At 65.1% G+C, this 20,486-nt stretch carries 9 protein-coding genes; 7 read left to right on the top strand and 2 right to left on the bottom strand.

Annotated features, from left to right (window positions below; genetic code table 11):
* The first annotated feature begins 6 nt into the window (after positions 1–6).
* From ACQP2T_RS61415 to ACQP2T_RS61405, 3 genes are all read left to right on the top strand, one after another.
* A complete protein-coding gene (locus ACQP2T_RS61415) occupies positions 7–6,012 on the top strand; it encodes a DEAD/DEAH box helicase (RefSeq protein ID WP_433513813.1) in 6,006 nt (2,001 codons plus the stop codon).
* Complete coding sequence (locus tag ACQP2T_RS61410) at positions 6,009–8,126, top strand: hypothetical protein (RefSeq protein WP_433513812.1); 2,118 nt, start codon at positions 6,009–6,011, stop codon at positions 8,124–8,126. The genes ACQP2T_RS61415 and ACQP2T_RS61410 overlap by 4 nt, the downstream gene beginning before the upstream one ends.
* 732 nt (positions 8,127–8,858) lie before the next feature.
* On the top strand, positions 8,859–14,111 hold the full coding sequence (locus tag ACQP2T_RS61405) for a hypothetical protein (RefSeq protein WP_433513811.1): 5,253 nt from the start codon (positions 8,859–8,861) through the stop codon (positions 14,109–14,111).
* Positions 14,112–14,543: 432 nt separating this feature from the next.
* Here the strand turns inward: ACQP2T_RS61405 and fxlM are convergent, their stop codons facing one another.
* Complete coding sequence (gene fxlM, locus ACQP2T_RS61400; protein WP_433513810.1) at positions 14,544–15,788, bottom strand: methyltransferase, FxLD system; 1,245 nt, start codon at positions 15,786–15,788, stop codon at positions 14,544–14,546.
* Positions 15,789–16,006: 218 nt separating this feature from the next.
* Here fxlM and ACQP2T_RS61395 point away from each other — a divergent pair, with 218 nt between their 5' ends.
* Complete coding sequence (locus ACQP2T_RS61395) at positions 16,007–17,140, top strand: hypothetical protein (protein WP_433513809.1); 1,134 nt, start codon at positions 16,007–16,009, stop codon at positions 17,138–17,140.
* Between the two features lie 187 nt (positions 17,141–17,327).
* Positions 17,328–18,173 (top strand): endonuclease/exonuclease/phosphatase family protein, encoded by an 846-nt coding sequence (locus ACQP2T_RS61390; RefSeq protein WP_433513808.1) that lies wholly within the window; start codon positions 17,328–17,330, stop codon positions 18,171–18,173.
* Here ACQP2T_RS61390 and ACQP2T_RS61385 read toward each other — a convergent pair.
* Complete coding sequence (locus ACQP2T_RS61385; protein WP_433513807.1) at positions 18,164–18,649, bottom strand: hypothetical protein; 486 nt, start codon at positions 18,647–18,649, stop codon at positions 18,164–18,166. The genes ACQP2T_RS61390 and ACQP2T_RS61385 overlap by 10 nt on opposite strands.
* Positions 18,650–19,190: 541 nt before the next feature.
* On the opposite strand from ACQP2T_RS61385, the gene ACQP2T_RS61380 reads away from it, so the two are divergent.
* Both ACQP2T_RS61380 and ACQP2T_RS61375 read left to right on the top strand, forming a co-directional pair.
* The gene (locus ACQP2T_RS61380; RefSeq protein WP_433513806.1) at positions 19,191–19,559 is read left to right on the top strand and encodes a transposase; all 369 of its coding nucleotides are present in this window, start codon (positions 19,191–19,193) and stop codon (positions 19,557–19,559) included.
* Positions 19,556–20,479 (top strand): IS3 family transposase, encoded by a 924-nt coding sequence (locus ACQP2T_RS61375; RefSeq protein WP_433513805.1) that lies wholly within the window; start codon positions 19,556–19,558, stop codon positions 20,477–20,479. The genes ACQP2T_RS61380 and ACQP2T_RS61375 overlap by 4 nt, the downstream gene beginning before the upstream one ends.
* Positions 20,480–20,486: the final 7 nt, after the last annotated feature.

Genomic DNA, 20,486 nt, shown 5'->3' with positions numbered 1-20,486 from the left:
GGCGCGATGACCGGCCCTACCCCTCATACCCGCAAGCTTCTCGCGTTGCTCGGCGACAGCGAGCTCACCCGTACGGAGCTCCTCGCCCGAGCACGCGCGAAATTCCCACGCCAGCCTGACTCCCGGCTGTCCCTGCTCATCGACGAGGCCGTGACGGCCGGGCACATCAACGACGATGAGGGAATCCTGCGCCAAGCGGGAAGCACCTTCACACCGGCACCTTCCCGAGCTCCGGAGCCGGAAGGGAAACCTCCCAGAGCACTGCGGGCGGTCGCCATCGATGTGGAGTCGGTCGTTCGTACCACCGACCGCGAGCCCTATACGGAGAAGCGGATCTTTCAAATCGGCGCCGTCCGCTGTGGCGCGGACCTGGCATGGACTTCGGGCGCCAGCCGGTTCACGCGCTGGCTGGCACTTCCCTCCGACGACGACTGGACGATCGCTTCGGTCCAGATGCGTGAGCGGCACGCCGCCGAAGCGATCTCGCCTGCCGAAGCCCTCACAGATCTCCTTGCCTTCCTGGACGGCGCGGACGCCGTTGTCGCCTATAACGGCACCGACGCCGACTTCCCGATGCTCGCCGACGCCCTGGCCCGTGAGGGATTGCCGGATCTGCCCGGCTATCGGATCGACGGTTACTATCTCGCCCTCGCCCTGTGGCCGATGGCCATCTCCCACCGGCTCGCCACCCTTGCCGAGGACCTGGGTGTCGAGACCGAGGATCTTTCATGGCACGATGCAACGGACGATGCCGAGCTGCTCGGCCGGCTGCTTGTGCTCGGCGCGCGAACCCTGGCCTCCTGGCCGGAAGAGCTGGCGGACCTGATCGCCTCAACCTGCCCCGACTCGATGGCTTGGCAGCTGTTGCGCGAGCTAGCGGGCGGTGGCAGCGCCCTCGGTAGAGAACTTCCCACCACGCACGCCGAGATCGCCCAGCTCGCCGTCGATCTTCTCGCCGACAGAGCACCGCTGCGCGGGCCAGGCAGCGGAAAGGGCCTTGCAACACTCGCCATCGCCGACCATCTACGCGGACCCGATGGCAGAGTGGACCCGGTCGCACTCGCGGCGCTGGTGCACGGCGAACATGTACGGCAGCGGCCGGCTCAAGAACAGATGGCAGTCGCCCTCCACTCCTGGGCCGAGGTCGGCGCGTGTGGTGTGATCGAGGCGCCGACCGGCACGGGGAAGAGCTATGCGATCCTTGCGGCGGTCGTTGATTGGCTGGCCGCCCACCCCGCGCACACCGCCATCGTTACGACATACACCAAACAACTCCAGGCCCAACTCGCTGATGATCTCATCCAGCTCGAGCAGGCGGTTCCCGGTCTTCTCGCCCTCAGCGACGTGGTCAAAGGCAAGGCCAACCGGCTCTCATTGAGAGCGTTGCTGCTCGCCCTGGCGGACGCTACCGTACTTGGCCTCGGACGGCGCGTCAGGCCCGGCTCAGCAGCGCGCTTCCTCCCGGATCCGCGCTATCGGGAACTGCTCATCTATCTGTTCCTGCGATTGCGAGCCGCAAACGAACCGTCCACCTCTTGGGCGGCACGCTCTGTCGACCCGGTGGATGTGCCGGTGTTCTTCGCCGAGTACGCCGGCCCGGTGTTCTCCATCTGGTTGGCGACACTTTCGCAAGGCGATGCGGGTGACTACGCCGAGGATCCGGACAACGCCGTCTCCTTGCACACCGAGACCGTCCGCGAAGCCCTCGCTGGCCGACGGCTGGTTCTCGCGAACCACGCCCTGCTCCTCGCCCACCTCGACCAGTTGGAGACGCTTGGTACAGACACCGTGCTGGTCGTGGACGAAGCCCACGAGCTGGAGAACGCCGCAACCTCTACGCTCACCACGGTCCTGGACTATCAAGCACTCGAAGACCTCTGCGCCGAGCTCGAGGCCTGGCTCCACGAGGCAGTGGCGGGTCCGCGCCGCACCGCGGTACAGGATGCCGTCGCGAACCTGAACGGTCTTCTCGATCACGAAAGTCTTCCCAAACTGGCCAGCCAGCTCTTTGACGCCCGTTCGCCGGGCACATCAGTCGGTTCACGCAGCGTCACTCTCGTGAGCCCCTTCGGCGGCTCCTCTGGTCGTGGCCGGGTCGGCACCCTCGCAGGCCTGCTGAAGCGGCTCGCTGGCCAGTGCGAGGCTGTCGTTGGAGCTCTGAGTGCCTACGGCTCCATCCAACCTCTCGACTTCTACGCCAAAGAACGGGTCAGTGCGCTGATCAGCCGCACGGTGGCCCAGCGCTCCGCTGCCCAGGCACTCGTCGCTGACCTGAAGGACTTCCTCGACGGCACCGACGAACCGCCGGCTATCGACGAGCTAGCGGAATCGGCGGAACTGAACGACCCGGACGACACCGACCTGATCGAGGCCGACGACACGTCCGATGCGCCCGACCTCTGGCCCGAAATCGAGCACAGGGAATGCGCACACGATGGCGTGCGGTCCGCTGGGGAGGAGGGCCAGATCGGAAGCTCCGCTGATCGCGGGGCCTTGCCGCCGGGCACATCGAACCGCGTCGTCCACGCGAAGGAGCTGGATGCATTGCGGGGGAGTCTACGGACCTATCGATTCCAGCTCGCGACCTCTCCAGTCGAACTGCCCGAGGACCCGGAATGGGAGCGCTTCCTGGATACTTTCCGGCGCGCCTACTACGTCTCGGCCACCCTTCGAGTGGAAGGCTCGTGGACCTATCTTCGATCGCGGCTGGGGTTGAAGGAGGGCACCCGAACCCTGCATCTGCCAAGCCCATTCGACTTGGAAGACCAGATGGAGCTCGTCTGCCTGGAAGACTTCCCATCGTGGGCCGAGCAGACCGAAGGCGCCATCAGGACGGTTGCTCACCAACTGCGGGGATACGCCGCCGCCATGGTTCGCCCGGCCGATGACGAGCGCGGTGGATACGACAACGGCGCTCTCGTCCTCACCACGGCACGGTCGACCTCCGGCGGAATCGCTGACCGTCTCGTAGGCGAGCTACGGCGCGCCGGGGACCCCACCCCCGTCCGGTCAGCGCTGGTGCGCGGTAACCGGCAGGGGCTCGCCGAGTTCACCGACCGTGAATACGGTGGAGGCTTCCTCATCGGTACCAAGGGCTTGTGGCAGGGCGTCGATATCGCCGATCCACAGCGCCTCAGCCTGGTCTGGATCAACAAGCTGCCATTCGCGCCATTCGGCGACCCGGTGATCGAGGCGCGCCGGGCAGCCGAGGCCGTCCGAGCCGAGTCGCTCGGCCTCGAGGATCCCGAGCGGTCAGCCACCGAGCGGTATTACCTGCCGATGGCCGCGCTCCAGCTCCGGCAGGCCGTCGGTCGGCTCATCCGATCCGAGCGCCACAGAGGTGTTGTCGTCATCTCCGACCGTAAGCTCGCGGGAGCCTCAGCACTTCGCCGAACTTATCGGAGAGTCTTCCTCGGCTCGCTTGAACCAGAGATCCTCAAGCCCCATCTCGTTACTTGGGAGCCCGGAGGAGGCAACGTTGTACCGATGACGGACGCCTGGCGCCGGATCTGGCAGTTCTTTGCCCGTCACGGACTGCTCGACCCGGACCGCGCCTCTGAACTGTCGACCGATGGGGCGCTCGACCAGCACACGACCCTGCCACAGACCCGCGCGATTCGGAACCTGGAAATGAGCCGTGAAGAGGTCGAACGGTTGCGTTCCTCCGGCGCTCTGGCCGACGAGGTCGTCCAGAGGGCTGCGGCAGTCGCGGGTCTCCTTCGGCTCCAGGATGGCCCGGCGGTGTTGAAGCCCGCCCAAGATCGGGCCATCCGCGCCGTAGCCGACCGACATGACCTGCTTGGGCTTCTCCCGACGGGCTTCGGCAAGAGTTACTGCTTCCAGCTGCCCGCGCTGATTCTGCCTGGAGTCACGCTGGTGGTATCGCCGCTAGTCGCCCTCATGCACGACCAGGCACTTGAGCTCAACCGTTCCATCGGCGGCGCAGTGCGTGCGCTCGTCGGGCCGATGCGCGAGTCGAACTCCCGCGCAGGGCGCACCGAGGTTCACGAGCAACTACAGGGCAGGCATGACCACCGCATAAAGATCATTTACGTGTCTCCGGAACGATTGTGCCAGAGCCGCTTTCGAGAGCTGGTCCGCGACGCGGTCCGCGAAGGCATCATCACCCGGATCGCGATCGATGAGGCACACACTTCGATCCAGTGGGGAGATGACTTCCGACCGTCCTTTCGCAGAGTCGAACGCTTTCTCGCTGAGCTTCGCGTGGAGCACGACCTGCGCGTGACGGCGTTGACCGCCACGGCCAACGACACTGTCCGGACCGGGTTGCGCGAAAGGATCTTCGGGCTTCACGAGGGCGGGGACGACGGCGACCTTGTGACGGTGCAGGAGAGCCCGATCAGGCCGGAGTTGGCCATCCACCGCCGCTCGATCGGATCGGCAGGGCCGGCGAAGGTCGCCGCTCTAATGGAAGGGGTCGTCCGCGAGATCGATGGGCACGCGATCTTCTACTGTCTGACGGTCAAGGAAGTCCTTGCCGTCCATGCGCATCTCCGCGAGCACGTTGGTGACGGTCACGTGCAGGTCCGACGCTTCCACGGCAGGCTCACCGAGGCGGAGAAAGCAGCCGTCATGACGGAGTTTCGCGAGGCCCCGAGGCAGGGCGAGGAAGGATTCGTTCCCCGTCTCGTGGTGGCCACGTCTGCGTTTGGCCTCGGTATCGACCGTCCCGACGTACGCACGGTCTTTTGCGTGTCGCCGCCCACCGATCTGGCGGCGCTCTATCAGCAGATCGGCCGCGCCGGTCGAGACGGTGGCGCGCCGGGTATGGTCAACGTCGGCCTCGCCCTCGCCACCAATAGAGGTTTGCGGACCGTCCAGTTCATGACGGACCGGACTCTCTCCGCGTCTCTCGCCCGGCGGATGGCCGTCATGGTGTTCGACCACCACGACGGTGTGCTTGATGTCGCCGCGGCGGCCGACCTGCTCATCGGTGAGGACCTGGAGGCCGGACGAATCGATGCCGCAAAGGCGCGGGAGTCCCGCACACACGATGAATATGCGGAAGGGGTGGCTCGGGTCTTTACGACGCTTGCCGACCTCGGAGCTGTCGAGGATCTCGGCGACTTCCCGCCCCGGGTGGCGGTCGCTGCGGGCGAGCTCTCGGATCCGGGAGGCATCTCTGATCCACTGGAGGAAAAGCTGATCGCAACCGTGCTGGGACTTCCGGCACGCGAGGGTGATCTTCGCAGGTCAGCGCTATCCGTTCCAGACCTCGGCCGCCACCTGGCAACCGAGATCGACGGGTATTCCGACGCGATCGAGCATCCGGCAGAGCTGTGGGAGTTGCTGTCCGACCTGCACGACAGAGGGAGACTCGACGTCTCCGCAGCTCCGTCGCGGAGGTTCGTCACAGGAGTGAGAACATTGCGTCGCGGGCTTCCCGACGGTTTCCACAAGGCGCTCGGGCGCCGAACGGCACGGGCTGCCGCCGAGCTGGACCGGTTGCGGGACTTCTTCGAAGACCGCGGTACTTGCGCTAACCGTAAGTTCGCCGACTACTTCGGTGTCGCCGAGCTGCCCGAGAGCTGCTGTTCGGGCGCAGACAACCGCTGCTCGGCCTGCTGGGACGGGCGCATCGACCTTCCGAAGGGGGAGACGAAGACCGGCGTCGCCTTGGCCCTCAACACCGCTATCAGAAACCTGACCGCAAGCCGAGGAGCATCCACAGCACAAGACCGCACTCTCGATCGGCAGATCACAGCCCTACTGTGGCACGTCGCACGTGGTCTCACTGCCCAGCACCTCCGCCTCGCTCTACGAGGTGAAGACTCATGGTTCCACGCTGGGCGACGACAGAGGGTGCGGCTGCAAAGGACGATCACGACGAGCCGGTATTTCGGGGCGGCACCCCGGGTGACAGCACGTCGCGTCGAGGACTCACTCGCGCGACTGGAGGCTGCGGGAACCGTGGTGCTTATCGAGGGACGCTGGCGGGAAACCGGCAACGTGCGGCGCGAGGCCGCCTGGCGGGCGAAGGGGTCACGATGACGATCTGGACTCCCTACGCAGACAAACCCCTGTTCACTGCCGAGCTCATCATCGGCCCCGAAGCCATGTCCGAACACCAGCTGGAACAACTGACCGGCTACCTCGAAGCGCTAGCTTCCCGGCGCGGTGTTCTTCACACCGCGGTTGCGTTCAACGCCGTGTACTTCGGCTACGACCTCGACTACGGCGGCTACACAGGTGGCCCAGTGGACTTCGACCGCCTACCCGAGGCACGGCCTGACGCACCCGCTCCACCGGTCGGGGCGATGGTCCGTCTAGCCGCAGGTCAGGAACCGTTGTTCGGCGAAGTCCTGTATGCCGAGGGCGCGCACCCCGCCCTGTACGACGATGGTGAGGTCGAACCCTGGTTGTCCGGGGCTCCCCGCGATGCGTCAGGTCCCGGTGGGGGCTCAGAGCCCCGAGATAGATTGGTCGTGGATTTCGACGCCTTCGGTCAGGGTGTTATCACCACGCGTGAACGCCTCGCACGGCTACGGCGCAAGGGCCGACTGCTCGACGACCTCGGTCACCTTCTTCTGCCGGCCCGACTCCGAACGGGATTCGCAGAGTTCCTTCTGGGGGCCGCCCGGCAGTGCCTGATCACTGGGCCTCTGCCCTTACTGCTCGGCACTGACGCCGACGACACTGATCTCCAGGCGGGCGTGTACAGAGCGCTCCGTACTCTCGACGCTGTCCTCTCCAATGCCCCCGGCCTGCGGCGCTGGGGGCCCTACGCCTTCCCCCGTGAGATGCTCGCGATCCGATTTGCCGATGGGGAGAGTGAACTCGGCGGGGCTGATCTCGGCTCGATCGTCAACGGAATGATCCAGCCGCCATCCGCGACTCGACGAAATCGACCTGCCGGTAGTGTGATCTACACGGCCGTCGGTCCCCGGCTGCGCACCTTCGCCGCCAACCAAGCAGCGCTTGAAGGGGTCGCCTACGCTGTCGCCGTCTGCCACACCAACGCCGTGCTGTCCGACGTGGCCAGACGCGAAGCCGACGAAGGAGGTGCTCTGCCTTCAGGCGGACACCTGCGGCTCGACGATGCCCGGCAGGGTGGCGGCGTCTGGCGTGTATCCCATCCCGCTGGACCGCACGCCAGCCTTGACCCACTCTTGCCATTAGGCCTCGGCTGGCTGGAGAGCCTCCCGCCTGCCGTTGATGGCGATCTTCAGGCCGCCGAACCCGCCGCCCCGGAACGACTCACCATCACTGATTCCCAGATCGACTGGACCACCCCGCTGCGGCTCCGGCATCACACGGAGGGAACACTCCCGCTGCCCGCGCGCCTCGCGGGCGAGCTGAAAGAGGGGACCGTACGACTCCGGCTCAGACATCAGGGATACAACCTCGACCCCGATGAGGCGGATCAGGAGGTCCGCGTTGAGTACCGAGAAGGCGGGCTCAGCCTGACCGGCGTGTGCTGGCCGCTGGAGTACTTTCCTGGCATCCTCCTTGATTTCTGGTGGCCTCGTGGAGCCCCCACCCTCAACGCAGGATCCACTCTGCTCGATATCCCGATCATGCTTGACGGCGAACTCATCGAGCACCGCTACGACCCAGGAATCGTCACCAGGGAAAGAGCTCCGGGTTGCGTGGTCCGAGGGCCCGCCGGGCCTCTCGAGCTCCGTGAGCGGATCCTACGTGCGGTCCGTCGAGCGGGCCTGCTCCAGGCAGACGGTGGCGTGGTCTTGCCGGAGCGGATGCTCGCCCGAGCGGTCTTTGGCGATCCCACCGCTCACACGATAGTTCTGTCAGCCCCGCTAGCGCAGCTGCTCACCGACGGGGTTCTCCATCGATCAGTGGCCAGCAGAGGCAAAAACGGTGCACTGACCTTTCCCGCGGCACTCGGGGAATCGGAGATTCCTGTCCTGGTCTGGCAACCCATGATTGTTCCGGTCCGGGAAGTTGCATCCGGACAGGAGACCCACGAACTGGCGGTGCGCCTCAAAGGGCACGAGGTCCGGTCATTTCTGCGCCGGCTCCGTCCAAGTGAACGGGCATCTGACATCGCCCGGACGGAGTACCGCCAGGTCGCTGACCATTTCGGGTTCGGTCCGGAACTACCGGTCGGCTACACCATCGTGCGTGCTCATCGCCGGGGCGGCTAACGAACCCTAACGAGCGATTCTTGACGTTTCCCTGCGGCCCGAGTGATGTGCCGACAGAATGAGAGTTGCGATGGAGCAAGGCGGGTGAGGATGGCGAGACGCAAGCACCACGCACGAAACGGCACATGCACATGCCATTTAACACAGGACTATGTCCCGGCCAATCCAGAACGGTTCAATACAGCCGCCGAGGCCTTCTCTCGGGAACTGCGTAGGCTACCCGATCCGTTCGCTGGAGCGATCTCGGCGATTACGGCTGCCGATGTGCGATGGGGAATGAACAGGATTACCCCCGATCGTCGCGGTCTCGTTATGGGAAGTTTGGGGCTCGGCAACATCAAACCCAGTAAGTGCCCTCTGTCCATGTGCGAGGGCATCTTGGCCCGGCTCAACCGTCCAGAAGGCCGGTTTGCAGCTCAGACTTTTGCCCGTCCGATAGTCGAAGCAATCGGCGCTGGCACCTTTCCTGAGAGCCTTGCCTGCCTGTACTTCTGGTCCTACATCGGAACCGGGCTCACTCCAAGCGCTATCGCTGTCGACGCCCGGTTGTTAACTAGTTGGGCCGAGTGGTCCTGGTGGCTCCCGCCAGGAGTGTCCGCCGAGCAGGGGGAAGCCGTGCTCGAAGCCGCCCGGTTCGTCATCGAAGCTAGCCCGGACTTCCCACCCGGCACCCCCACGGACGGGGATGCTGACCACGCTCACGAGGAGCCATACACAAGGAACGGGCCCCCAATGCTTGAAGAGACTCCCGCCCAAACGCCCATCCCGGATCCCGACACTTTCGACGATGCCGCGACACAATTGGTCGCCAATCCTGCACAGCTTGCAACACATCTGGCTGAGGCATGGACAGAGGCGAAGAATCTCGTCGCAAGACTCGGGGAGGAACTTTCGGCGGGCTTGATCCCCTCAGAGACGCCCTTCGCTTCTTTCGAAGTACTCGCCACCCGCACCGCTCAAGCTCGGCGCTGCGTTGGAGCCGACCGGCCGATACCGGATCTGCTAACGGCCTTGCTCCAGGCCGCGGATCGCGCGGAAAAAACCGCGGAACTCACTTCCCTCGGTGAGTTGAATGGGCCAGACGACCGCCTGAACGAGCTGGCTACCCTGATGGAAGCTCTCGTGAACGCCCCCTCCTGGAGCGAGGCAGAGCATCGTCAGGTCGACGGTCTCCTCGCGCTCCACCAGCTGATCGACCTGGTCACACGAGAGAACGGCGTTCCCATCGATAAGACGGAGTTCAACGCACTCGCGGAGCGAGCGAACGCCTTTTCTGTCAATCTTTCGTTTCTTGCCGCGACCGGCCAGCTCACTCGCCCGGTTGAGCCGCCCCCCGACCATGCTGAAAATGAGATCTCCACGGCGACCAGCGAGCCATCAACACCACAAGTTAGCCAGAAGCAGTCGCTCATCGAACCTGCCGCTTCGACCATGGAACCCGTCGCATTGCCAGAGAAGTCCGAGACAGGACTTGAGACTGAAGCCGTAACGATCGATGCCCCTGGCCCGGCACCACGAGCTTCGGAACGCAACGGCAACCGGCACCCTGTGGAATGGTTGGCTGCCCTGGTCGCTGTGCGTCGCTTCGCTGCCGCCCACGCGATGGCGGAAGCCACGGGCCGAGCGGCTCCTGAACGCTGGGCCTACCGGGTCGCCGCACTTGCTGAGGCCGTCCGGTCCGCCAACGGCTCCTGCGCCGCACGGCTCGCCGCTGAAATGCGGGACGTCACGATGATCGAACCTGAACCAGTGGCGCTGCTCGTCGCTGTCCCGGCGTTGATGCGCGCCGGTCTCATCACTGGAGCGTCCGACATCGGAGCGCTGCTGATCGAGTCGGTTAACCATCTGGACCCTGAGCTCGGCGGGGTGGCCGAAAAGATCGGCCGCACCGTCGTGTCCGGGGCGCTGGCCGACGCGCCGCTCATCGGCATGCTCGCTGACGTTACCGAGCTTGAACGTCGGCTGGAGGAAGCCAGGGCCGAGGCGTCGTCACGACTGACTCGCCAGCGCATGATCCACTTCCCGCGTGCAACCGCAATGGCGAAACGTTGGCTTGATGCCGAAGACGGTCTACTCGGGTCGCTCCTCTCCGCCGCCGCCAAAGACGATCGGACTAAAATTCAGCACGTCAAAGAGCAGGTCATGCGGCTAAACGCCACGAGCGAGATCAGCCGTGAGATCGACCGACTCGATCACCAGCTTCGACTGAACGGGGCCAAGCCGCTGGTCGGCGGTCCCCGCCAGAACCTGCACGCTCTGGCAGCCGGCGCGCTATCGGCTGTCTCGGCGTGGCTGGAGGCCGTCACAGCATTGGAGCTTCAGGCCCGGCAAGATCGGACTTGGGCAACCCAAGCGATCGGGACCTTGAGATCGGAACTGCTCAGCCGTCGCGGCCCCGTTATGACGGCCCTGGCCGCCCACGCGAGCAGCTCCGAGTCGTTGACAGCCGCAGCTGCTCACGCCGCAGCGGCGGCGATGGAGGACATCTTCGCGCTGCTCGCCGGCGAGTGCAGCCTCACACCCGGTGAGCCCACCGCCGATCTCGTTCTGAGCGTGGAACTTCTCAAGGCGTCAGGCGCTCGGCTCGATTCCGAGTCCGGCGCGGTCATTCTTGGAGACGCCTCCGCCAATGAGGCCTCCGTGCTTGTCGAAGCGTTCGCTTTGGCATGGGAAGAGGCGTACACCCGCCATCTCGCCGAGGAGAACTACCCGGCCGCCACCGCGATCATGAGGCTCGCTGCCCAGAAGAAGACGGCGCTGCCAAGCGGGCCAACGGCCGATGATACTTTCGCCGAATCCGACCTGCGAGCGGCCGTAGAACGCTCCCGCAGTGATCTCCTGGACATGCGCGACAATCTGGCTGTAGAGGTGCGCCGGGCTCGAGGGCAGAACGAGCTATCCGAGCAGGAGGACACGCAACTTAGTTCGATTCTGGCGGCCGCTGATCCCATCCGTGGCGGGCGCACTGATCTACATGAAGTCCGTCATCAACTCGGCAAGATCAAGCAGATGCTTCCCGAACTGCGTGACGCAGCGGCCGTACGACTGCGTGATCGGCTCAATCGTGTCGTTGCCGAGCGGCAGAAGCCCGTCGATCCCGCCGAGCCCGAAAAAATCTCCGAGTTGATCAGTGCTGGCAAGCTTTCCATCGCCGAAGAGCTGATCTCCTGCCTCGAAAACGACGCTGACCTGCCTGCATGGGAGCCGCGTCAGGATCTGGAAGCATTCTTCCCGGCCGTTCCCGACGCCCTCCCACAGGGGATTACAGCGGAGCACATCGAAGCGCTGCGTTCTGGAGGAATGATCGCGGCTCTTCCGGTACTTGACTGCTCAGCCTTGTCGGAAGGCGTAAGGGAGCGGGGAGCGACGGCGCTGCGCGATTGGCGCCTGCTCGCCTCAACTCCGCCAGACGGCCGGGGCCGCGGAGGGCAACTTGAACATTTGATTGGTGTGCTGCGACTGGCCGGCCTGGAGCCCGGACAGATCAAAAGGATCGCTCATTCCGGAAATAGCACGGAACGTCGGTTCGTGGAGGCATCGGGGATCCGGTTCGTCGGCCGCGCCACCCTGCCAGAGTTCGGCACTCGGATCGGCGAAGGACGGCGAGAGGGCGGCAACCTCAAGATTCTGCTGGCTTGGGGCAGGCCCACCGCCGATCTGCTGATGAGTTGGATCGATCATGACCGTTCCGGCGACAGCCTGCTGGTTGCCTACTTCGGCACCATGACCGCGGCAGTGCGTCGAGCGCTGGCCATCCGTGCAGTCTCCTCGCCCGCTCCGGTGATCGTCCTGGACGATGCTGTGCTCGCCTACCTTGCCGTCCACGGCGAAGGTCAACTGCCCACAGCACTCGCGGTGACGCTCCCGTTCTCCGCTATCAACCCATACGTGCGAGACAAACGGGGTCCGGTGGCTCCCGAGATGTTCTACGGGCGCGACAAGGAACGCAGGGCGATCCTCAATCCCAATGGCACGCAGGTGATCTTCGGCGGACGCGGCCTCGGCAAGTCAGCGCTGCTTCGTGACAGCAAGACAGAGTGGGAACGAACCGCCGGAAGGCTGGCTGTCTTTCTCGACCTCAGGGACATCGTCGGCAAGGACGGCCTCGGCGCCGGAGCGGTCTGGGACAAGCTTCGCAAACAGCTGATCCAAGATGAGGTACTGGCGCCTCTGCGTGCCAAGGCGGCCCTCGGCGACTCCCACGACGCTGTCAAGGCGGGTCTGCGATCCTGGCTCGACGCCGACTCTCGGAACTGGCTGCTAGTTCTGCTGGACGAGGCCGACGGGTTCTTCGAGTCGGACGCGCCGACCTTCGTGGAAACCCATAGGCTGAAGGCACTCGGTACAGAGTTCGAAGGCAGAGTAAAGGTGGTGTTCGCTGGGCTGCACTCCGTCCAGCGATTTGCCAAGATCGGGCGAAACGGCCCGTTCGCCCACTTGGCCCAGCGGCCCGAGGTCATCGGACCACTCAAGCACCAGCACGCCTTCGACTTGATCGCCACGCCGCTCAGAGCGCTCGGTATGGTCATTGAGCCTGATCTCGTCCACCGGATCAACGGACACTGCGCCTATCAGCCGTTCCTGCTCCAGATGTTCGGCCACCGGCTGATTGAACTCATGCACCAGCGTCGGACCGGCCGAGACGCCGGACCGCCCTACATGATCAATGAGTCGGACGTTGAGGCGGTCATCTCCGATCACGGACTCAAAGGGGACATCATCCGGGTCTTTCGGGACACCCTGAACCTTGACTCGCGCTACAACGTCATCGCCAACGTCCTGGCTCACCACGCTTACGAACGGGGCATGGATGCTCGTCTGACGGAGAGCGACCTGCGCGCTGAGTGCGGCTCGTATTGGCAGCAAGGTTTCGCTGGCCTGGACTTCGAGGGATTCCGCGCCTACTTGCAGGAGATGGTCGGGCTTGGTGTGCTCCAACACAATAACGATGGCCTCGGCTGGCAGCTGAGGGCTCTGAACGTCCTACCGATGATCGGCAACCCGGACGATGTGCTGACGGAACTGGTAAACGCCTCGACCGAACAGATACCCCATCGCGACCACGTGCTCCAGGCTCGCCGCCAGCTTCGGGAGGGCCGTGGCCGGTCTCCGCTCACTGAAGAGCAGATCGACGACCTGCTCGGCGAGCATACCAACCAGACCCGGGTGGTGCTGGGGTCACGCGCAACCGGAATCGGTGACGTGACTCAGACACTCGACGAGGTCGTCGACGCTCTCGGCCTTCGGTTCCGGTCAAGGAAGCCGACGGGTGTCAACGAATTCAAGGCCGAGTTGGTCGAGGGGGTTCCCGGCGACCGAAGGATCATTCTTTCGGACCTGGCCCAAAAAAAGACCAAGTCGGAGGGCTGCCGCGACAGCTTGCGGTATGCGCTCACACTGCTTCCCCGGGAGTCGGGCGTCACCCGCTCAGCTGTCCTGATCGCGGATCCGGGCGTGATCAGCTTCTGGGAGGAAGCCCTCGCCACGGATGATCAGCGCATGTCGGTAGTTCTGCTACGCCGACACACACGCTCGACCTTGAAGACCTGGACTCTGGACACTGAGCGGTTCGGCGTGCAGCTCGATGGGCTGTATGCGGCCACTTCCGGCTGGCCGCACCTCGTCGAACGCGCTCTCGCTGACTGCTCCCGGCGCGCAGAGGCAGATGTCCTGACGAGGCTGTCGGCCGAACTCGCCAGCCCGCAAGGGCACCGTAGCCTTCTGGAAGCTGTTGGGCTGCTGGCTGATCGCAGGCTGTCTCGCGCTTATAAGGCAGTCGTCGCTTTTTCCGATGGGTCCGGTCTCACCCATGACGACCTGATCGCGGCCGTGGAATGCGATGTCGACGAGCCCAATCCTGAATCGATCGTCCGCTGTCTCCTCGGCTTGGATCTCTTCAATCTCGATGATCGAGGGCATTACCACCCCGAGGCGCTCGTAGCGGCAGCTTGGTCGGCGCGTTTGTCCATTGCGGGAGGAAGCTGACGGATTCGCATCGGTTGCGTGGCACTCGTCACTACAGACAGCCTCCAGCGTAGTGAGCGCAGCGGAGCCGCGCCCATGGAATGGCTGACCTCGCCATCGTCATGTGGGAGGCAGATGTCAAGTCTGGGATGCCCGGATCGGCGGGCGCCTACCTGCTCCAACCAACGACGCGTCCGGGCACGGCTCGTCAGGAACACCACGGCCTTGCCGGCCGCGAACTCGAGTATTTTCGCCAGGACCTTGGGGGGCGCATCTGCCGGCGGTAGCTGAGTACACAGGTGATCACGTTCCAGTTGATGCGGTTATACGCCTGACGGGTGCTGCCCGGCGCCGTGCCGAACATGGCAGGAGAAGCCATCAGAGGTCGGATTCAGCAGAGCGATTATGTCGATGGTGTTGCCGCCCGGCCAGTCGCCTGAGTGCGCTCAGCGATCAGGTTGCTGTGGCGGGCCATGAGACGGCTAGCGATGACCCCCGCTTGCCGATGATGATCTGTCCGGCGGGCGGGTCTTGATCTGCGGGGTGGACTTCGATGCGGGGTCCGGGGCCGGTGGCATGGTCACGTTCCCAGGCGAGGATCTGCTCGCTGAACTTGTGGTGGAGCGGATCTGCGGTGGGGCCGTGTGAGCATACGCCGAGTTCGATGTGTGCTCGGGCGGTGTCGGAGCCGGCGGGGGCTGCGATGGTGCGCATGGTGAGGTAGGCGAGGGAGTCGGTGTCGGCGATCGCTGCGCCTCCCCATCGGAAGGCGGGATTCACGCGTCCGTCGTTGATGGCTGCGGGTCGGACGATAAGTCGGCAGAAGCCAGGGGCGGTGAGAGCCAGCCAGAGGTCCAGGTGCTGGAACGGCTCGCCTGAGGGGATGATCACCCCGGTCCACGTTTCCGTTCTTGGCTGGGTGAGGGCTCGGCCGAGTCGGGCGGCGGTGTCGTGGTCGGGTTCGTCGCTGAGGAGCAGCGTGATGTCGCCGTTGTCGGTGAGGGCGATGTGGGGTTCGGTGTGCTGGCCGATGCCGCGCATCGGTATGAATCCGCAATGGTTCATGGAGCGGCTGACCAGGTGGCTGCCGGTGCGGTCGAAGGCGATGGATCGGGTCGTGTTGTTGTGGATCCGCAGCGGCACCACGAGGGTGCCATCCGGGGCGAGCTGGTCCAGCCAGGCGGGCGCCAGATCCCAGGCACCGACGGTCGCGATGATCCGGTCGTAGGGGGCGCCTTCGGAGTCTCCGAGCTCACCGTCTCCGCAGATGACTCGCACGTTGCCGTAACCGGTGGCGTCCAGGGCCTGGCGGGCGCCGTCGACGATGTCCTGGTCGATGTCGATCGTGGTGACCGTCCCGGTCGGGCCGGTCAGATGGGCCAGCAGCGCCGCGTTGTAGCCGGTCCCGGCGCCGATCTCCAGGATCCGGTCGCCGGGCTGGACGTCGAGCTGTTCCAGCATCGCCGCGACGACTCTGGGCGCTGACGCCGAGCTGAGCGCGGCGCCGTCCGCGGTGCGTTTGGTGACGACCGCGTCATCGGGCGCGTACGCGGTCTCGAGTGGCACGCCGGGGAGGAACAGGTGCCGCGGTATCGCGGTCATGGCGGCGTCAACGGCTGCGGTGTGGATCACCTTCTGGGCGCGGAGAAAGTCGAGCAGGTCGGCGCGGTGCCGGGCGGCTTGGATGTCTTCTATCATGTCGACTCGCCATTGCGCGGTGGGGTCGTCACGGCACCCATTATGGCAGCTCAGCTCCCGTTCGACGAGGAGGAGGACGGATCGCTCCCGGATGAGGTGTACATGACGCTCGGCCCGCCTTGGTGGAAGATTCTCGAACCACACGGCCCGCCACGCCAGTAGGTCAGCCCTTCTTACCCGTCGGGCGGACGGGACCATCCTGCGCGCGGAGGGTATAAGTGCGGCTGTGGAGGCGGTTCGCCGTCGCCTCGACAGTCCGGATCTCGGCCGTGTGGACCCGGGGCGGCGACAGAGCGCCATCGCACGGCCCGCCGATGACCTGGCGGGGCGATCCGGTCGCCCGGTTGGCCATGCTGGGGGAGGGCGACATGCTCAATCGCCGGACGGTGCTGACCGCGGCGCCGTTCACGTTGGTCGGCCTGTTGGCAAATGGAGGCAGAGCGCCCGCGCACGGCGCCACCCGCAGAGCCGGAGTCGCCGACGTCGACCGGATCCGTGCGACCACCCGCACCTTCGCCGACCTTGACGACCAGTACGGTGGCGGCCACACACTTGCGGTTGTCGCTTACGCGGTGCGCGAGGTGACGCCGCTACTACACGCTACGACTGGCCGCTGCCGCCCCGGCCTGTTTCGCGCTGCCGCCGAGCTCTCCTACCTCGCCGCCTACATGGCGATGGACGCCGGGGCGACCGCACTGGCGGAGCGGTACTACATCATGACCGTACGCCTGGCGAACGAGGCGGGCGACATGGCGCTACGCGCGACAGGGCTCCGCAGCATGGCCGTCCAGGCGACCGAGCTCGGCCACAACCGGCTGGCGCTGGCCCTAGCCGATGCCGCCGCCTCATCCCTCGGTCGACGCGGCCCCCTCCGCACCCTGGCGTGGGTCACCGGTATGCAGGCCGAAACCCAGGCGGCGGCTGGCAGCCGGTGGGACGCTCTGAACCTACTGCGCCGTACCGAAGCCCAGCTAGACCGTGCTGATTCCCTCCCGGAAGCGGACTGGACGGGCAATTACAGGAGGGAGTCTTTCGAGCACCAGACCGGGCTGGCCCTCACTCGGCTTGGCGACCACGCCACCGCGGCCAGCCACTTCGCCGCGTCGATGGCGGCACGGCGGCCGATAGAGCGCCGCTCACGCGTCCTGATCGGTCTGCGGGCAGCTCATGCTTACCTCCGCGCTGGCGACGTCGACCAAGCTGGAGCCACGGTCCTTGGCTTTGGGCAGGACGTGCGGTTGATCTCCTCGGCCCGGGTGCGCAATGAACTTCGCCAGCTTCGAGCGGACTGGCAGCCGTACAGAGGTAGCCCACAGATCGCTGCAGCCGACCGCCTAGTCACCGCCAACTAGTCATTTTGCCACCCTGCGCGACCTCGAACTCCCCGACCCGGCGCAGTTCGACCCGTCCGCATCGGAGTTCATCGAGGTGGAGCTGTCCAGCTCTAGCGGCCAGTAAGACAGACGTTGGTCACCGCCGGGATGGAACTGGTCAATGGATTCAGGAACCTACAGCTGACCCGCGTAATACCGTCGTCTCGTGCAGATCTCCATCGTGCTGCAGAACCTGGGTCATGGCGGGGTACGCGACAGTGAGGGTGAACGTCGGGATCGGTGGCCGCTGATCTTGGAGCGGCTCGCCGATGCGGCGCCGGACGTCTTGTTGCTCAACGAATGCAATCACTGGGACGAGAACGGCTTCATGCGGCTTGGCCGTGCGGCTCGCGACCTCGGGTTAGAGGCGTTGCCGCTGTCGCCGTCAAGGTCGGGATACGCGACAGCAATGCTCTACCGCCGAGAGAAGCTCGGGCCGTGGCGCTTTTGGAACCCCGACTTCAGCGACGAGTTCACGCATGGCATGGCGATCGCAGGCTTCGACGTTGGGCTCCCGTCCCTGCTCACCGTTGGGGTCGCGCACATCACCCCGATGAGCAAGATCAAGGCGGTGATCGAGGCAGAGACGTTCGCCATCCGCGGGTACCGGGCTGGCCCTTTCGGTGTCCTTGGCGCCGATTTCAATCATCCGCCGTTCGGTTCGCTCGCTTCTCCTGAGGCGATGTTGACCTACAACGTCGCTCGCCGGTTCAAAGACCCGCTTGGTGATCCGCCGCGTGTCCCGAACACTGACGTCGCTCAGATCATGGCCGAGAACGGCTATGTCGACGCCATGGTCCACCTTTACGGCAAGACCCGCAACGACCGGCTGCTGGGCCGCACCGGAAAGAGCGACCGGATCGACTGGATCCTGGTAACCTCACCGGTCGCGCCCGCCCTGGTCAACGGCCGAATCCTGGACACCCCTGCGGAGGCAGCCAATCACAACGGTGTGGCCGCGACCCTGGACACCGACCTCATCAACGTCGAGAACCTGTGGAATTACGGTTGATCCTCCTCGGAGGAGGCACGTGCCGGCTGTGATGCCTCGACCAACTCGGGGTACTTCATGTCCCAGAAGTTGCGGTGGCCGCCGCCGACCTTGTCCCACGCGATGTGCATCACGCTATGCAGTTCCTCGGAGTAGTCGGCTATCCGCCAGTGAGTAACGTGTGGGACCCATGGCAGGCTGCTGAGGGCATCCTCAAGAAGGGGGCGCGTGAGCGGATCATCGCATGACCAGTCCAGGAGCAGATGGACGACCTCCGGGTAGATGAGCGGATGGTTGAGGCGATGCTCAAGAGGACAGAGCGCCCAGGCCATTTCACCGCGGGTCCATAGCGGCTGCTGGACGTGAAGCGACCAGCCTGCCTGCGACGAGCATTCGGGGCACGTGAGCGTGTACCCGCACCACACGAGCTCGCCAGCTACATGAACTTCGTAGACCAGATTCTCCACCGGCAACGGCCTCTGCTCGGCTCCTTCCATGGGGTGAGGCTTCCATCTGGACCCGGCTTTGTCGAGGAGTGAGACGCCCGAAACGCAGGGCACACGCCCAAGAGCCAGGCGCTCGGCTCCCTCGGCCTACAAGGAATCGTCGCGCTCGTTCCTTCCAGCAAGGGTCACCGACAGGACGCGGTCTGCGCGAATCACCCGCCGGCAGGGCATCCTCAGCCACCAACCACGCCGTCATTAAGTGAAGCGTGCGGGATGATCGCCGACCAAGACACCCTCGGAAGAGTTCTCACCCCACCTCGTCGTCGCCGAGTTCGAGGTTGTGGGTGCTGAATCGGTCAGCCGCCATGGCGCGCTTCGCCCTATCTATCCCACCACCGGAGGACAGGTCCTCCAGACAGGTCATTCGAGCGGAGAGGAAGGGCCTGAGGCTACCGCAGGCCACGGCCTGTCATCAGGGCGAAAGAGAGATCAGCCATCGCCGTCAAATCCTGGTGGCTCGCTTTGTTGTTGAACAGCCTCAACTGTGCTTCCCCTCGTAGCGTAGAGACCGAACCCGAGATGAGGTTGGGTCGTGGGAGGCACCAGGCGGAGGTTTGATCCGGAGTTTCGGGCGGGCGCGGTGCGTATCGTCAAGGAGACCGGCAAGCCCGTTTCGCACGTCGCGCGAGATCTTGGTATCAACGCATATACGTTGCACAACTGGGTGCAGATGGATCGGCTCGCTGCTGGGCACGATGGCGGCGACAGTACGAGGAGCGCGGCGCTGAAGGAGTCTGAGCAGGAGGAACTGGCCCGGCTGCGGCGGGAGCAGGCCGAGCTGGTCAAGCAGCACGCCAAGGAGAAGGCTGCCTGGGAGAAGGAACGCGAGCAGCTGGAAGACGAGCGTGATGTCCTCAAGCGTTCAGTGGTCTTGTGGGTCAAAGAGGCGATGGGCCGGTGAGCGTGGCGGCCTTCATCTGCTCCCAGAAGACCGAGCACGGCATCGACCACGTCGTCTCCTGCAGGGCACTCGGGGTGTCGCAGCCCTGGTTCTACAAGTGGAAGAAGCGCATCGGCCAGGTCATGCCGACTGCGCGCGAGCAGCGCCGGGCCAGGTTGGATGACGAGATCAAGCGCCTGTTCGAGGCATCGGGAGGTACCTACGGCTCGCCCCGGATCACCCAGGACCTGCACGCCGACGGCTGGAAGGTGTCGGAGAACACGGTCGCGGCGAGGATGGCCGAGCTTGGCCTGGCCGGACGCCCGCCGAAGAAGCGCCGGTCACTGACGCGGCAGGGCAAGCGGGCCGCGGCGCCGGACCTGGTGGGCCGGAGGTTCACCTCGATCGCCCCGGACGTGCTGTGGGTAGGCGACGGCACCATGATCGACACCGATGAGGGGCCGCTTTACCTGGCCACCGTCGAGGACCTGTTCTCCCGCCGGCTGCTCGGCTATGCGATGTCTGAGCATCACGATGCCGCGTTGACCGTCGCCTCGCTGCAGATGGCCGTGGCCACCCGGGGTGGCACCGTGGACGGGGTGATCTTCCACTCCGACCGCGGATCGGAGTACACCGCCGCCCGCTACCAGGCCGAATGCCGCAAGCACGGGGTGGTGCAGTCGATGGGCCGGGTGGGGTGCGCGCTCGACAATGCCGCCTCCGAGGCGTTCAACAGCACGCTCAAAGTCGAGTACGTGCATCGGCAGCGCTTCCGGACACGGGCCGAGGCTCGCCTGAAGATCGCGACCTGGATCACCGACTTCTACAACATCCGGCGGAGGCACAGCGCCAACGATGGCCTTCCGCCCGTCACATTCGAGCGTCAGATGATCGAGAAGAGGCAAGCGTCAACGGCCCTGCTGAGGGCTGCTGTGGCATAGGACCGTC

Origin of the sequence: Nonomuraea sp. CA-143628 (genome assembly GCF_050942315.1) — a bacterium.
Classification (GTDB): domain Bacteria; phylum Actinomycetota; class Actinomycetes; order Streptosporangiales; family Streptosporangiaceae; genus Nonomuraea.
This window is presented reverse-complemented; position numbering and strand designations above follow the sequence as displayed.